This is a genomic window from Dactylosporangium sp. NPDC051087, from assembly GCF_055586325.1.
This window is the reverse complement of record NZ_JBVJIJ010000013.1, coordinates 256312-271159: the sequence shown is the minus strand read 5'-3', so window position 1 is coordinate 271159 and position 14848 is coordinate 256312. Positions and strand designations below refer to the sequence as shown.

The 14848-nt window shown below is 72.0% G+C and carries 11 protein-coding genes; all 11 read right to left on the bottom strand.

Annotation, left to right across the window (positions count from 1 at the left end; translation table 11 throughout):
- Positions 1–17 precede the first annotated feature (17 nt).
- Positions 18–1475: a TY-Chap domain-containing protein gene (locus ACZ6TV_RS25815; RefSeq protein ID WP_465299820.1), complete on the bottom strand. Its 1458-nt coding sequence runs from the start codon at positions 1473–1475 to the stop codon at positions 18–20.
- 48 nt (positions 1476–1523) lie between these two features.
- The gene (locus ACZ6TV_RS25810) at positions 1524–2471 is read right to left on the bottom strand and encodes a sortase (RefSeq protein ID WP_465299819.1); all 948 of its coding nucleotides are present in this window, start codon (positions 2469–2471) and stop codon (positions 1524–1526) included.
- Complete coding sequence (locus tag ACZ6TV_RS25805; protein ID WP_465299818.1) at positions 2468–5239, bottom strand: hypothetical protein; 2772 nt, start codon at positions 5237–5239, stop codon at positions 2468–2470. Before ACZ6TV_RS25805 ends, ACZ6TV_RS25810 begins: the two co-directional genes overlap by 4 nt.
- Positions 5236–6888 carry a substrate-binding domain-containing protein gene (locus tag ACZ6TV_RS25800; RefSeq protein ID WP_465299817.1) on the bottom strand — a complete coding sequence of 551 codons (1653 nt, stop codon included), beginning with the start codon at positions 6886–6888 and terminating at the stop codon, positions 5236–5238. The genes ACZ6TV_RS25805 and ACZ6TV_RS25800 overlap by 4 nt, the downstream gene beginning before the upstream one ends.
- Before the next feature lie 50 nt (positions 6889–6938).
- The gene (gene pstA / locus ACZ6TV_RS25795; RefSeq protein ID WP_465299816.1) at positions 6939–8033 is read right to left on the bottom strand and encodes a phosphate ABC transporter permease PstA; all 1095 of its coding nucleotides are present in this window, start codon (positions 8031–8033) and stop codon (positions 6939–6941) included.
- Between the two features lie 19 nt (positions 8034–8052).
- Complete coding sequence (gene pstC / locus ACZ6TV_RS25790; RefSeq protein ID WP_465299815.1) at positions 8053–9054, bottom strand: phosphate ABC transporter permease subunit PstC; 1002 nt, start codon at positions 9052–9054, stop codon at positions 8053–8055.
- Positions 9051–9842, bottom strand: coding sequence for a phosphate ABC transporter ATP-binding protein (locus ACZ6TV_RS25785; RefSeq protein ID WP_465299850.1), 792 nt, complete (start codon positions 9840–9842; stop codon positions 9051–9053). The genes pstC and ACZ6TV_RS25785 overlap by 4 nt, the downstream gene beginning before the upstream one ends.
- Before the next feature lie 155 nt (positions 9843–9997).
- Positions 9998–10843, bottom strand: coding sequence for an LPXTG cell wall anchor domain-containing protein (locus ACZ6TV_RS25780; protein ID WP_465299814.1), 846 nt, complete (start codon positions 10841–10843; stop codon positions 9998–10000).
- Positions 10840–11916, bottom strand: a complete 1077-nt coding sequence (locus ACZ6TV_RS25775) for a WxL protein peptidoglycan domain-containing protein (protein WP_465299813.1) — start codon at positions 11914–11916, stop codon at positions 10840–10842. The genes ACZ6TV_RS25780 and ACZ6TV_RS25775 overlap by 4 nt, the downstream gene beginning before the upstream one ends.
- A gap of 97 nt (positions 11917–12013) precedes the next feature.
- Positions 12014–13708 (bottom strand): Ig-like domain repeat protein, encoded by a 1695-nt coding sequence (locus ACZ6TV_RS25770; protein WP_465299812.1) that lies wholly within the window; start codon positions 13706–13708, stop codon positions 12014–12016.
- Between the two features lie 70 nt (positions 13709–13778).
- Complete coding sequence (locus tag ACZ6TV_RS25765; RefSeq protein ID WP_465299811.1) at positions 13779–14831, bottom strand: PstS family phosphate ABC transporter substrate-binding protein; 1053 nt, start codon at positions 14829–14831, stop codon at positions 13779–13781.
- Positions 14832–14848: the final 17 nt, after the last annotated feature.

Here is a 14848-nt window from a genome sequence, read left to right as displayed (position 1 = left end):
CCTTCTCTTTCTATTGTTTATGCGCCAACATGATCCCCCACCCCCACAACACTTACCCCCCCCCCCCCGCAAACAACCCCCCCCCCCCCCCCCCCCCCCCGGCCCAGGGTGAGCCGGATCGCGTCGAGCCGCTCCGACGGGGTGTCGGACCAGGCGCCGCCGTCGAGGTCGCCGGGGGCGGTGACGCCGGCGCGGGCGAAGGCGGCCGCGACCCGCGCGGCGAGGTCGGCGGCGGCGTCCCCGCCGGGCACCGTGTCGACCCGGTCGCCGAACTGGTCGGACCAGCCGAACCTGGCCGTCACCCGGGTGGCGGTGAACGTGCCGTCCGCGACCATGTCGCCGCCCGCGCGCAGCAGCCGCCAGTGCGCGCTGCTGGCGTACGGCTGCAGCAGCGGCAACGCGTCGCACCACGACGCGAACAGGGCGCGCAGCTCGCCGAGCGTCCCGTCCAGCGTCTCCGACCGCGAGTGCGGGTAGGTCATCATCCCGTTCAGGGCCCCGGCCTCCGGCGCCTCGACGTCGGGTTCGGTGAACCACAGCTCGGCCGGGGCCCAGTCGTCGGGCGACATCATCCACTTCTGGTTGTTGTGGATGACGGTCTCGCGGGGGCCGGTCGGCTCGACCCGCAGCCGGACGGTCCTGCCCCACAGTGCGGTGAGGGTGTGCGTGGTGTGCTCGCCGCGCCAGCGCGCGAACGGTGCCCGGCCCTCGTCGCCGACGATCGGCGGATGCCCGAGGACCGCGACCGCGGCGGCGAGCGCCCGGCGGAAGTCCTCGGCGACGCCGGCCTCCCCGGCCGCCCGGCGCACACTCAGCGAGCTGATCTCGCCGTGCCCGCGCCGCCCCGCGTCGTAGCGCTCGGCCGCGACCCGCTCGCCGGTGGCGGTCAGGAAGTCCTCGCCCTCCTGCCGCCAGCCCTGCTCGGGGACCAGCCGCCCGAAGTCGAGGTCCGACCAGGCGCCGAGCCCGCCGGCGAGCACCGTGCACAGCTGCCGCCACTGCGGTGCCGGCGCCGGCAGCCGCGTGGCGGGGTCCGGGTCGTCCGCGGGTTCCTGCCCGTCCCCGGCGGCGATCGTGCGCAGCCGCGGCGCCCGCATGCCGTTGTTGTCGAAGGAGGTGTACGTGAGCCGCGCCGGCTCGGCGACGCCGTGCACGTCGCGCAGCGTCCGGACGATGACGCCGGCGAGCTCGCGGGCGGCGGCCGGGGCGACCGGCGCCGGGACCTCCGGCCGGCCGAGCGTCGGCGCGTCCTGCTCCGGCCGCCACCCGAGCGCCGCGAGCCCGCCGGCGACGTGCGGGGCGGGGCCGGTGAGCGCGAACACCGACGGCCCGGGAAGGAGCATGCCGTGGCTGAAGCGGATGAACTGCACGTAGACGTCGTCGCTCGCGGTGAGCGTGATCGCCGCCTCGGGCCGCAGCTGCCCGATCGCGTCCGTGAGCTCGTCCTCGACGTCCGTCCATGCCACCCGCGCCATCACGCACTCCCCCGCCGTCCGAGCAAACCGGCAGCGAGCATAGACCCCTCAGGACAGGTTCGGCAGGAACAACGACAGGGTCTCCACGGTCCCCCACAGGCAGGCGAGCAGGACCGGCAGGCCGACGAACCACGCCTGCAGGCCGCCCCAGCGCTGGCGGGCCCAGGTGAGGCCGAGCGCGGCGAACAGGAACAGCTGCAGCCAGAACACCAGCGGCACGAGGGCGTCCGGGTCGGCCTGCATCGCCTTCTCGGCGACCGGCACCGACGCGGGCCGGCCCGGCAGGCCGGGCTGCACGTCGCCGCTCTTGAGCACCGCGTCGACGTAGACGACCCGGTTCGGCGACCAGCCGCTGCGCCACCCGTCGGCCTCCGCCGTGACCAGGGTGAGCCGGGCGCCGCCGGCGGCCAGCGGGGCCGGCAGCGGGTCCTTCTCCCGGCGGACGCCGGTCACCTCGTACTGCATGATGCCGAGACCGGTGGTGACGGTGAGCTTCTCGCCGGCCTGCAGCTCGGTGATCCGCCGGAACGGGCCGCCGAACGAGGCGGCGTGCCCGTAGATGACGGACGTGCCGGGCTGGCCGGGCAGGGCGGTGTCCCGGCGGTGCCCCGGACCGTCGCGCATCACCCCCGACGAGGTGCCCTCGACGACGACCTGGCGCAGGCCGATGCCGGGCGCCTCGATGACCGCGACCGCGGTGCCGGTCTCGATCTCCCCGCCGATCGGCGCGGTCGCCAGGGCCACCTTCTCCCGGAAGCCGTTGTACAGCTGCTGCTGGGTGCGGGACTGCTGCACGGCGCTCACGCCGAGCGCGTACGCGACGAGCCAGCCGGACAGCAGCGCGAGGGTCAGCAGCGACCGGACGGCGATCGTGACCGCCGCCGGCACCGGCACCTTCGTCAGCTTGACCGGCTCCGGCAGGTCGTCGAAGTCGTCGTCGTCGAAGTCGTCATCGTCGGCGGCGAGGTGCCGCGGCGGGTTCACTACAGCGGTCATGTCGCCTTCCACCAGGTCACGACGAACGTCACGACGCGGGTCACCGAGCCGATCAGCAGGGCGGCGAGCGCGATCACCACGGCGATCGGCAGCGCCCACGCGGCGAGCGCGGACGACAGCCCGGCGGTGAACCCGGACGCCCGCGGCTCGGCCGCCGGCGGTGCGGGCGTGGACGCCGACGGCGCGGCGCCGGACGGACGCGAGCCCGCGGCCGGCACGGTCGCGCCGCTGCCGGCGCCGCCGCCGCTGCCGGTCCCGCCGGTGCCGCCGGTCGTGGGCGGCGGTGTCGTGGGCGCGTTGCCGCCCCCGATCAGCGGCACCGTGCCGGCCTGCGCCTGCACCGCGTCGGCGGCGCGCAGCGTGTAGGCGACGAAGTCGCCGAGCCCGTTCGCGGCGGTCATCGGCAGGTAGCCGGGCGGCAGCTGGCCGTTGCCGAGGCCCTGGATCTGGCCGTCGGCGGCGGCGAACCGCAGCAGCTGGGCGAGCTTCTTCCCGTCGTCCGCGCCGATGTTGCCGGTCGGGATGGTGGCGTAGACGGGCATGGTGCCCGGGTAGGCGCCCCCGGCGTCGGCGCCGACCAGCTTGTCGTACTGCATCAGCCAGGTGTTGGTCGCGGTGTCCTGCTTGGCGAACTTCATCGCCAGCCGCATCGAGTCCTCGGTCGGCTCGACGAAGGTGCGCCCCTGCCGCCCGGTGATCCGCTCGCTCGCCGGCACCGTCGAGTGCGACTGCAGCGCCGCCTTGTTGAGCTGGAAGAAGTCCGCGTCGGCGAGGCTGGTGACGCCGAGCATGAAGCGGCCGCGGAACTCCTGCCGGCCGATCGCGCCCATGTTGACGCCCATCGGCAGGCCGTCCGCGCCGCGCAGCAGCACGCAGTTGACGTGCGCGTTGGACAGCGCGTACTGCACCCGCTGGGCGATGTTGCCCATGTCCTGCACCGGCGCGGAGAGCAGCGGCAGGTACGGGATCTGCGCCAGGTCGTCGGTGAACTCGGGCTCCGAGCAGCCGGTGTACGGCGTGAAGTGCTCGGACACGAAGGAGTCCAGCAGCGGCCAGCTCGTCCTGGGCAGCGCGATGCCTTTGTACTGCGGGTTCACCACCATGTTCCACGGGTCGGGGGTGCCGTCGAGGAACGCCCGCGCCTCCGGGTCGGCGTCGAGGTAGGCCGACAGCGCGTACATGACGTCGGAGTTGCCGGACAGCGCCAGCAGCGCCGAGGAGCTCAGCACGCTGGCGAACGCGTCGCCGACGGCCGGGTTGAGCGCCTTGAACTCCGGGTCCATCGACACGGTCAGCGGGTTGCCCGCCATCGCCTTGTACGGGTCGTCGTCCGCCGCCTTGCCGTAGGCGCCGCGCAGGTCGCTCTTCGTCGGGTAGGACTCGCTGAGCATCTTCGCCAGCAGCCGCGGGTTGAGCTTGAGGTCCTTGTACTCGTTGCCGGCCGCGTCGTCCATGACGTAGCTGATCGCGAAGCCGGTGACCCCGATCGGCGCGCTGACCGTCGGTATCGGGTACGGCTCCGCCGGTGGGCTGCTGACGAGTGCCGCCTTGGCGCCGCTGGCGACCAGCGCGGACTTCGCCTGGGGCTCGCCGAGCCGCACGTGGCGGAACTTGAAGCGGGCCGGGTCGGTGCAGAACGCCGTCGACCACTGGTCGGTCGCCTGGATCATCAGTTCGGAGCCGAACAGGTCCAGGGGCGCGGTGGAGTCGGTGAGCGCGCACAGGTTCCCGGGCGGGCCGAAGGACAGCGGCACGGTGATCCGGTTGCGCCAGTTGGAGGCGCTCCACCAGAACTTCCCGGTCACCGCGACGTCGACCTGGTCGGGGTCGTTGTTGTCGTAGAACTCCCCGACGCCTTTGCGCCCGGTCTTCTTGCACTTCTCGCCCGAGAACCGGACGTCCACGGCTGTCGGCCGGTCGGCGGCGGGCAGGTCCTTGGCCTGCAGGTCGCAGCTCACGCCGATGATGGGCAGCACGACCAGGGTGCACACGACGGTCATCGAGCAGCCCAGCGACTGGTTGTACTCGTCGGTGGTGACGACGAACTTGATGCTGCCGGCGCCGTCGGCGTTGCTGGACGCGTACGTGGTGTTGTTCGGGGTGGCGTCCTTGTCCTCGACGTTGACCATGTCGGGGGCGAGGACCGGGCCGCAGGACTCGTTCTCCCGCCGGTTGAGCGGGTAGTAGACGGTGTTCTGCGGCGCCGGGCCGACGAACGGCACGAACCGCGACGGCAACGTGACGTCGGACAGGTCGCAGGTCGGCGGCAGCGACGCCGGCACGCCGACACCGGCCCTGCGGTTGGCGGCGCTCTCGTACTGGTCCAGCCGCCACGGCGGGAACTGCAGTGTCGGGTCGGTGTACCGGCGCTCCTCGACGCTCTGCGTCCAGCAGGTCGACGGGTCGAGCGGGCGTTCCCGGGTGTCGGCGCCCCGGCACTGCATGACGACGACCGGGTACTCCTGCAGCGGCGCCTGCACGCTGTTGGGGTTGCTGGACGTGGCGAGCGTCGGATGCGCGCCGGTCCAGCTCACCCCGATCTGCTGCCGGTTGCGCAGGTTGCTGACCTGGGTGACCTTCGCGGTGACGGTGTAGGACTGCAGCGTGACGGGCGTGCCGTCGGCCTCGATGTGCGTGCGGGCCATCGTCTTGGACCCGGTGAACTCGGGCAGGACCTCGTCGGTCGGCGCCGTGAACCCGGACGCGGGCAGGACGAGCCCCGCGCAGACGAGCACCACGGCGAACGCGGCGACGCGGCGGCGCCTCACGACTCCTCCCGGCGGCGGCGCAGCCAGCGGCCGAAGACCGCGGGGCCGAAGACGACGAACAGCAGCAGGACCGCCGCGGCCGGGCCGAGCACCTTCATGTGCTTGCCCGTCTTGAACGCCGCCAGGTCGTTGGGCACGCCGACGGCGTTGACGTCCCCGCCGCCCGAGCCGCCGCCGGTGCCACCGCTGATGACCTCGCCGGTGTCGGGGTCGATCACCGCGCCGGCCGGCGCGGAGCCCGACGCCGACGGGTTGGCGGCGGTACCGGGGCCGTTCCCGCTGCCGGTGCCGTTGGTGCCGGTGTTCGTGCCGGTGTTGCCGGTGCCGGTCGGGGAGCCGTTGCCGGTGCACGGCCCGCTGCCGCGCTTCGCGCAGTCCGGCGGGTTGGGCGCGATGTCCGCCAGGTGGTTGCCGTTCGGGTCGTCGGGCTTGAACGTCGGGTTGTTGCACGTGTTGACCGGCTGCGCGGAGAAGGTGACCGCCGGGTCGATGTCCTTGAGCTTCTGCAGCTGGTCGAAGCCCGCCCGCACCAGGTTGACCGGCAGCGGCGAGTAGCCGGCGACGCCCATCGAGGCCTGCCCGGTGCAGATCGAGTACTTCATGAAGTCGACCAGGGTCTGGCGCTTCTCGCTGTTCATCTTGGCGTCGTTGCCGACGGGAAGGATCATGTACGAGTAGGACGACATCGCGTACGTGCGCTTGTCCGGGTTCACGTACACCCGGTCCAGCTTCTGCAGCAGGTACTTCAGCGGGTCCGACTTGTCCATGTTGATGTCGGCGACGCGCAGCGCGACGGCGACGTTGAAGTCGGTCGGCTTGGTGAAGTACCCGGCCTGGTTCTCCAGCTCCACGACCGGGTAGCCGGCGCCGAGGGCGTAGGAGTACTCGTCGTAGCCGATGGCGCCGTTGCTGGAGCCGGCGGTGACGGTGTTGATGACCGAGTCGGAGCCGTTGACCGAGATCACCTTGTTGCGGGTGCCGCTCTTCGGGGTCGTCGGGAAGTACTCGGTGAACTCCGTCATGCCGCTGTACGTGCGCCACAGGTCCGGGTACTGCTTGGCGAGGTACGAGGTGAACTGGGCCGTGGAGCCGGAGCCCTCGGAGTGCACGACGACGATGATCGGCAGCGACGGCAGCTTCCGGCCGTTGTTGTCGGCGGTGATCTGCGCGTCGTTCCAGTTGGTGATCTGCCCCAGGAAGATCTTCGCCAGCGACAGCCCGGACAGCCGGATGTTGCGCACCAGCTGGCCACCGACTCGGACCTGGTAGACGAACGAGGTGCCGCCGGCGACGATCGGCAGGTAGGCGAACGGCCGGCCCTGCGCGTCGTCGCGCTGCCCGGTCGTCGGGTCGGTGCCGCGGAAGCCGATGTCGGAGATCGCGAAGTCGTTGGCGACGGCGGCGAAGTCCTTGCGGCCGGTCGCCGAGCCGGTCGCGGTGAAGTCGACCTGCAGGTTCTGCTTCCGGACGTCGGCCACCCACTGGTTGAGCGCGTTGGCGCTCCAGGACGACCCGGTGCCGGTGATGCGGGCGTGGCCGGCCGCCGCGGCCGGGGTGGCCGGCGCGACCAGGCTCAGGACCAGCGCCAGCACGGCCGCCGTTGCGGCCGCCCGGGCGGTCCGCCGGCCGGCGGTGACAGGAGTCTGCACGATTGTTCCTCGTCCAATTCGGTGACGGTCGGTGGTCGGGAGCATCGGGGTCACACCTTCGGCCGGGCGAGCCAGCGGGCCACGGCGAAGAGGATCAGCACCACCGTGAGCAGGACGGCCGCGGCGCCGAACCCACGGTCGATGAACGCGTCCTGTCCACTTCGGACACCGACGAAGATGTACAGCGGCAGCGAGTTCATCGTGTTCTCGATCGGGTTGAAGTTGAGGAACGTCGACGCGCCCGAGACGATCAGCACCGGCGCGGTCTCGCCGATGCCGCGGGCGACGCCGAGGATGACCGCGGTGGCCAGCCCCGGGCGGGCCGTCGGCAGCACGACGTGGCGGACCACCTGCCACTGCGACGCGCCGAGCGCCAGGCCCGCCTCGCGCAGGCCGCCGGGGACGACCCGCAGCACCACGTCGGACGTCCGGGCGATGATCGGCACCATGGTCACGGCGATCGCCAGGCCGGCGGCGAGGCCCGACTTCGGGAAGCCGAAGGCGACCACGAGCGTGGTGTAGACGAACAGGCCGGCGAGGATGTCCGGGACCGCGGTCATCGCCTCGACGATCGTCCGCACGAACCTGGACAGCCGCCCGCCGACCTCGACCATGTAGACCGCGGTCACCAGGCCGAGCGGCAGGGAGATCACCAGCGCGATGCCGACCTCGATGAACGAGCCGACGAGCGCGTGCAGGATGCCGCCCTCGTCCAGCGGCGCGGTCGGCCGCACCCCGCTCATGTCCTTGATCAGGAAGTTCAGGTGCAGCGCCACCGGCAGGCCGCGGATGTAGGTGTAGAACACGGTCGACAGCAGCGCGACGGCGACGACGGCCGCGCCCGCCTGGACCATGGCGCCGGCCAGCCGGTCGACGACGACGGGCCGCGGGCTGGACAGGCTGGTGACGGTCGCGTACATCAGCAGGAACACGACGTACCAGACGATGATGAAGCCGAGCGTCCCGGAGAACGGCAGGATCTTGCCGTAGAGGACCCAGGTCAGCGCGAGCGAGCCGGCCGCCGCGCCGATCAGGCTGAGCTTGTCGTCCAGCGTGCGCGCCCGCAACCGGCGGGGGCGCTCGGGTGGCTGCGGAGCTTTCGCGGTGGTCGCGGCGTCCGGTGTGCGGGTCGCGGTGCTCGTCATGGTCACGCTCCTGCCCTGCCTAGATCTCGGTGGACGCGCCGCTGCGGCCGCGGCTGACGATGATCGCGGCGAACGTGTTCACGACGACCGTGATGACGAACAGGACGAAGCCCGCCGCGAGCAGCGCCGCGAGCTGGGCCGAGGTCGCCTCGCCGAAGCGGTTGGCGATGAGCGACGACACGGTGATCGTGCCGTTCTCCAGCACCCGGATCTTGAGGTCGAACGCGAAGCTGATGGTCATCAGCACGGCGACGGTCTCGCCGAGCGCCCGGCCGAGCCCGAGCATCGTGCCGCCGACGATGCCGCCCCGGCCGAACGGCAGCACGACGGTGCGGATCATGCCCCAGCGGGTCGCGCCGAGCGCGAGGGCCGCCTCCCGCTCGCCGACCGGCGCCTGGGCGAACACGTCCTGCATCACCGCGGACGCGATCGGGATGACCATCATCGCCACGACCAGCCCGGCGGCGAACGCGGACTGGGTGTACTGCGACTGCGCCCAGACCGGCGCGTCCGGGTCCGTGTCCACCTCGAAGAACGGGATGAACCCGAGGTTCTGGTGCAGCCAGTGCGCGACCGGGATCAGCTGCGGGCCGAACAGGAAGACGCCCCACAGCCCGTAGATGATGCTCGGCACGGCCGCCATCAGGTCGACCATCGCCACCAGGGACTTGCGCAGCCCCGGCGTGGCGTACTCGGTGATGTACAGCGCGCACGACAGGGCGAGCGGGAACGCGGTGAACATCGCGATCAGGCTCACCAGCAGCGTGCCGAGCAGCACCGCCGACATGCCGACGGTGTCGCGCTCGGGCAGCCATTCGTTCTCGGTGAAGAACGCCCAGCCGTAGTGCTCCAGCGTCGGCACCGACTGCAGCGCCAGGAAGAAGCCGATCGCGCCGAAGATGACCGTGACCAGGATGGCGACGCCCCGCGACCCGCCGCGGAAGACCTGGTCCTGCAGCGATCGCGCCGACGCCAGGGACCGCGGCGCGTCCTCGGTGCCCTGCGGCAGCGGCGGCGTCATCCGAACCGGCCGTTGACGTAGTCGGAGGTGCGCTGGTCCACCGGCGCGCCGAACATCTGCTCGGTCTCGCCGCTCTCCACGATCGCGCCGGGGGTGCCGTGCTCGGCGAGGAAGAACGCGCACTGCTGCGAGACGCGGTGCGCCTGCTGCATGTTGTGCGTGACGATGACGATCGTGACCTCGGCGGCGAGCTCGGCGATCGTCTCCTCGATGACCCGGGTGGAGGTCGGGTCGAGCGCGGAGCACGGCTCGTCCATCAGCAGCACCCGCGGGCGGATGGCGAGGGACCGGGCGATGCACAGCCGCTGCTGCTGCCCGCCGGACAGCGCGCCGCCGGGCGAGCGCAGCCGGTCCTTGACCTCCCGCCACAGGCCGCCCTTGATGAGGCACTCCTCGACCAGGTCGTCCTTGTCGGAGCGGCGGACCTTCACGCCGGTGAGCTTGAGCCCGGCGACGACGTTGTCGTAGATGCTCATCGTCGGGAACGGGTTCGGCTTCTGGAACACCATGCCGATCTGGCGGCGGGCGTCGGTGAGGCGGCGGCCGGTGTCGTAGATGTCGACGCCGTCGAGCAGCACCTCGCCGGCGAGCTGCGCCGACGGCACCAGCTCGTGCATCCGGTTGAGGATCCGCAGGAACGTCGACTTGCCGCAGCCGGACGGGCCGATGAGCGCGGTGACCCGGCCGGGCTGCATCGTCAGCGACACCCGGTCCAGGACCTTGCGCGCGCCGAACCAGGCAGAGATCGCCCGCGCGTCGAGGGTGGCGAGCGGCAGCGCCGGCGCCATGGCCCGCGGCGCCTGGTGGCGCGGCTCCGGGACGAGCCCGTAGCCCTGCGGCACGGTGTCCTGGGTCAGCGTGTCCGGCTCCGGTTTCGCCCATCCCGGCGCGTACTGCGGCGGCTTTTGCCCGTGGGGGTAGGACTCCTCGGTCGGCGTGGTGGTCATTCGGCCACTTCCTCGGGGCGGGCGGTGGTGATGGTGACGGCGCGACGGCGCCGGCCGAGCAGGACCGCGGCGACACCCGCGCCGACCAGCAGCAGACCGCCGGCGGCGAGGGTCATCACGTCGGTGCCGGTCCGCGGCAGCGGGCCGCCGCCGCCACCACCGGTCGGCGACGGGCTGGGGCTGTTGCTGCCGCCGACCCGGACCTCGATCGGCACCCCGGCCGAGCCGTCCTCGCGGGCCATCGCGGCCGCGCCGAACGCGCCCGCCGCACGGAGCCCGCCGGGCGCGCCGAGCGCGCCGGCCGGGCCGGTGCGGACCACGCTCCAGGTGCCGCCGGTGACCTTGATGTCGGCGCTGGTGTAGCTGGTCGTCAGCGTCGCCTCGCCGGGCACGCCGAGGTAGATGCGCAGCTGGACGAGGCCGTTCCACTGGGTCGGGTACACCTCGAGGAACTCCGCGAGGGAGCCCGCCTCCGCGGGCGACACGACGGTCGGGTGGGCGGCGTCGGGGTAGGCGCTGGCGCCGGTCATGAACCGGCCGTGCCACTGCGCCGGGTCGGTGTCCTTGCGCGGCAGGAACGCCAGCAGCGTCGCCTTGCGGCCGTCCTTGTCGTAGGGCTCGGGCGCCCTGACCTGTCCGACGGCCTTCGCCACGAACGGCCGGTCGGTGGTCTTCCCGGACGTGACCGCCGTGCCGTCCTTGTCGTAGAACACGATCCCGCCGGTCGAGCGGCTGTCGGTGTACGGCACCGCCTCGGCGTGCGCGGCGGTGCAGGCGGTGGTCGTCGCCGCCAGTACCGACGCGGCGAACACGGACCGGAGCAGTCGTGGCGCCCGGGTCATGCGGACGCTCCGGCCTTCGACTCCTTGGCGGCGGCCTCCTTGGCGGCGGCTTCCCTCGCGGCGGCCTTGCGCTCGCGGCGGCGCTCCAGCGCGGCGGCGTCGGCGCGGGCCTGCCGGCGGCGCAGCAGCCAGCGGCGCACCAGGAAGCCGGCGCCGGTGCCGAGCAGCAGGATCGCGAGCAGCAGCAGCCACGGGAACGCCCAGATCGTCGTGTGCCCCTCGCCCCGGGGCACGGCCTGGCCGACGGGCTGCTCCGGGTCGCCGAACGGCTCCAGCTCGATCCGGACGGTCAGCGGTCCTGCGGGGAACACGCCGTCGACGTCGGCCTCGTGCGGCACCCGCTGCCCGGGCAGCAGCTCGGCCAGGTCGGGCAGCTTCTTCTCGGCGAGGGTGATGCCGGTGAGCGCGGACTTCACGACCAGCTTCGCGCGGCTCTGCAGCCGGATGTTGCCGGTGTTCTCCGCCGTGTAGGTGACGGACACCTTGCCGGTGCCGAAGGGGTTGGTCACGCCCGCGTAGCCGGCCTCGACCTTGGTCGCCGCGAGGACGGGCCGCAGCAGCCCGGCGATCCTGAGGTAGAGCCGCACCGCGACGCGGGTGTCGACCTTGACGTCGGTGCCGGTGGCGAGGGACACCACGACGCCGCCGGCGTGGTCGCCGGGGGTCGCGTTCGCCGGGACCGCGACCTTGAACGGCACGGCGACGGTGGCGCCGGCGTCGATGGTGATCGTCGAGGCCGGGAACTGCATCCACGAGCCGATGTCGACGGGCTTCTGTGCGGCCGGCAGCAGGTCGAACGCGCCGGTCGAGGTGTTGAACGCGTCGGTGCCGTAGATGACGAACGAGGCGGTGACCTTGCTGCTGTTGGTGACCAGCACCTTCTCCTCCACTGCCGCGCCGGGCGTGCCCTGCAGCGTGTAGTGGGTGCGCTTGTCCGGCTTGCCCTCGGGCGTGCCGGGCCGCAGCGACCAGGCGCGGTTGCCGTCGTCGGCGGGCCCGGCGGGCTCGGCGTGCGCGGCGCCGGGGGTCAGCAGCACGGCGATGGTGGCGGCCGCAGCGATCAGGCGTCTCATTCCAGGGTTCCCGTCCGTCGTCTTCGTTCGTCCTATGGCGCGCAGGCCGGCCCGGGATCGCCCGGGCCGACCTGGCGTTTCTTCGTTATGGCACCCGTCAGGGGCTGACCAGCGTCAGCGTGAGGGTGCTGGTGTAGAGACCGGTCGGGGAGGTGTCCGGGATCCGGAGCTCCAGAGCGGACGTGAGGTTCTTCGTGCCGAGCCCGTTGCCCGGGGCGGCCTTGGCGAACTGGCTGCTGGTCTGCAGACCGTTGCTGGTGGCCGTCTTGAGCTTCGAGTCGACCGCCGTGCCGGCGGCCACGGTGCCCTCGGCGTCGCCGCCGCTGGCAGCCGGGATCCAGCCGAGGTTGGCGGCGGGCACCACGGTCGGGCCGTTGTGGAAGTCGGCGGCCTGCCCGTTGAGGGTCCAGCCGTCCTGGGTGGGACGGGTGTCGTTGACCGAAACACCGGTCAAGTTGCCCGTGAACACCCAGGCGTGCCGGTGACCCGTCGGGTCGGTCGCCTGCGCGGGGTGACCGTTCGGGTCGTTCACCGGGATCTGGGTCAGGTGCACGGCGGTGCCCGCCGCGACCTGGAGGACCAGCGCACCCGCGAACGGGTCGGTGTCGTTCTGCGCGTCGAGCGGCACGGCCGCCGAGTTCGCACCGACCACCGCGTAGTTCAGGATCGCCGAGGACGACGACTGGAAGCCGCCGACGCTCGGGGTGAACGTCGCGATGAGCAGGTGGTTGCCCGTGGCCAGGGACTTCTGCAGCGTCGCCACACCGGTGGCGGCGTCGTAGGTGCCCGCGCCCAGGTCGGTGGCGCCGTCGAAGAAGTGGACCGAGCCGGCGGTGCCGACCGGGGCCACGCTCGCCGAGAGCGTCACGTCGAGGGAGCCACCGCTGCCGGCCGCGGTCCCGCTGGGCGGGTTCGTGGACAGCGTGGTGGTGGTCGGCGTGCCCGGAGCGTTCACGGTGAAGGGCAGCGCCGTGGAGGTGGAACCGGTGAAGGCGGAGGTGTCACTCGGGGAGAACACTGCGGTGAGCGAGTGACTGCCGACCGTGGGCGTGACGCTGATGGTCGCGTTGCCGGTGGCCGGGTTGTACGTGCCCGCACCGAGGTCCGTCGCGCCGTCGAAGAAGCGCACCGAACCGGCGGTGTTGGCCGGGGTGACGTTCGCGGTCAGGGTGACCGCGGTGCCACTGTTGACCGGGCCGGCCGGGCTGGCGGTCAGCGTGGTCGTGGTGGCCGTCGCCGAAGCCGGGTGGACGACCGTCCACGTGCCGGCGGCGGTGTCGACCTGGATGTCCACGCGGAAGTAGTTCACGTCCGGGGACTGGCCGGGAGCGGTCGTGATGAGCCGAAGCTGGTAGATGTTCGCCAGGTTCGCGGCCGTCTCGGTGTTGGGGTTGCTCGCGATGTAGGACGCGAGCGAGGTGCCGGCCGTGGCGCTGACGAGCGGGGTCGTCAGGGCGTTGAGCGGCGCCGGGGCGTTCGTGTTCGGGAAATTGGTGGTGTTGGTGACGACGGCCGAGAGGAACTGGTCGGTCGGCGTGGCCGCCTTCGGGGTGGCTACCCGGAGGAAGGCCCTCGTGTCCCCGGTGCGACCCGCGCCGGACGCCGCCGCGAACGCCACCATGGGGCTGGCGCTCAGGCTACCGCCGGTGATGACGGCGCCGCTGGCGTTGTACAGGGTGATGCTGCCGATCGCGTTGGGGTCGGGCTCGAAGCCCGGGGTCACCGCCGCGTGGGCGACACCTCCCCCCACCAGAACGCTGGCCGCGACAGCCAGGGCTGCCGCCCCGACCATCAGGGACCTTGAGCGAATCTTCAACTGGGACTCCAATTTCGAAGGGAATGGCATTGCCTGATCGCGCTGATCAGGCGGTGTGGCAGAGACCCGCGTCGGCGTACTGGTACGTGAAGCCGGCCGAGTCCTCGATCAGGGGCTGAGCGAGGAACGACTGCGACAGGAAGCCACCCGGTGCGAACAGCGCCTTGTTCCAGGAGCTGTTGATCTCGCTGTTGCGCACGATGAAGTAGACCGGGCGGGTCACGTCGAACGCGGAACCGCCGGACTGCAGGGTGATCGGGTCCTGCGCGGTGCCGTTGTTGAAGTACCCGTTGTGGATCATGACCAGGCGGGCGGTCGAGAACGGCGCGATGGCGTTCGCGTTGTTCTGGACGACCGACGGGTCGTGCTCCTCGGCGCGGACCAGACCCTCGGCGGTGGTGCGCACCTGGGCCTCGGTCAGACCGATCTGGGCGATGAAGAACTGCTCGGTGCCGGACGTGGCGGGCGGCAGGATCGGGACGATCGTGGCGCCCGGGTTCGGACCGTTGTAGCCGGTGACCTGACCCCAGGTGGTGATCTGCGGCGGGCTGCTGTAGATCTTCTTGAGGTCGGCGGCGCTGATGCCGCTGGTGCCGGCGTTCGTCGCGGTCAGCTTGGACACGGCGATCTTCAGACCGTCGAGGCCGAGCTGGTAGCAGCGCAGGCCACCCCAGCCGTTGGCGACCGCGCGGTCGTCCTCGGCCTTGGTGGGCTTGCGGGAGCTGCGGACGAACTGGACCTTCTTGGTGGCGCCGGTGTCGGTCTGCGTGAAGTACGTCAGACCACCGCCGGAGCCGTTCGGCCGGGTGACCGGGAAGTTGCCGCCGCGCAGCACGACGGTGGCACCCGCCGTGAGCTTGCCGCTGGCGTCGCCGGTCGCGTCGAAGCTGAACACCCGGGCGCCCGCGGCGTTGAAGCCGGGGTTGCCCTGGTAGTCGCCGTCGGCGAGGAAGTCGGCCGCGTACTGGATGGTGTCGGAACCGATACCCACGATGTCGGCGCCCTGCGCGGCGACATCCGCGTGAGCTGCGGTGGCCTGGGAGAACAGGAGCACCGCTACCCCCGCCACCCCCAGCCCGACCTTACTGATCTGTCGCATTCCATGACCTTTCCGCC

What these genes read in the sequence shown, in the direction of transcription:
- ACZ6TV_RS25815 (WP_465299820.1), bottom strand. Translation starts at nt 1,475, where the DNA reads ATGGCGCGGGTGGCATGGACGGACGTCGAGGACGAGCTCACGGACGCG.
- ACZ6TV_RS25810 (WP_465299819.1), bottom strand. Translation starts at nt 2,471, where the DNA reads ATGACCGCTGTAGTGAACCCGCCGCGGCACCTCGCCGCCGACGATGAC.
- pstA (WP_465299816.1), bottom strand. Translation starts at nt 8,033, where the DNA reads ATGACGAGCACCGCGACCCGCACACCGGACGCCGCGACCACCGCGAAA.
- pstC (WP_465299815.1), bottom strand. Translation starts at nt 9,054, where the DNA reads ATGACGCCGCCGCTGCCGCAGGGCACCGAGGACGCGCCGCGGTCCCTG.
- ACZ6TV_RS25785 (WP_465299850.1), bottom strand. Translation starts at nt 9,842, where the DNA reads ATGGCGCCGGCGCTGCCGCTCGCCACCCTCGACGCGCGGGCGATCTCT.
- ACZ6TV_RS25780 (WP_465299814.1), bottom strand. Translation starts at nt 10,843, where the DNA reads ATGACCCGGGCGCCACGACTGCTCCGGTCCGTGTTCGCCGCGTCGGTA.
- ACZ6TV_RS25775 (WP_465299813.1), bottom strand. Translation starts at nt 11,916, where the DNA reads ATGAGACGCCTGATCGCTGCGGCCGCCACCATCGCCGTGCTGCTGACC.
- ACZ6TV_RS25770 (WP_465299812.1), bottom strand. Translation starts at nt 13,708, where the DNA reads ATGGTCGGGGCGGCAGCCCTGGCTGTCGCGGCCAGCGTTCTGGTGGGG.
- ACZ6TV_RS25765 (WP_465299811.1), bottom strand. Translation starts at nt 14,831, where the DNA reads ATGCGACAGATCAGTAAGGTCGGGCTGGGGGTGGCGGGGGTAGCGGTG.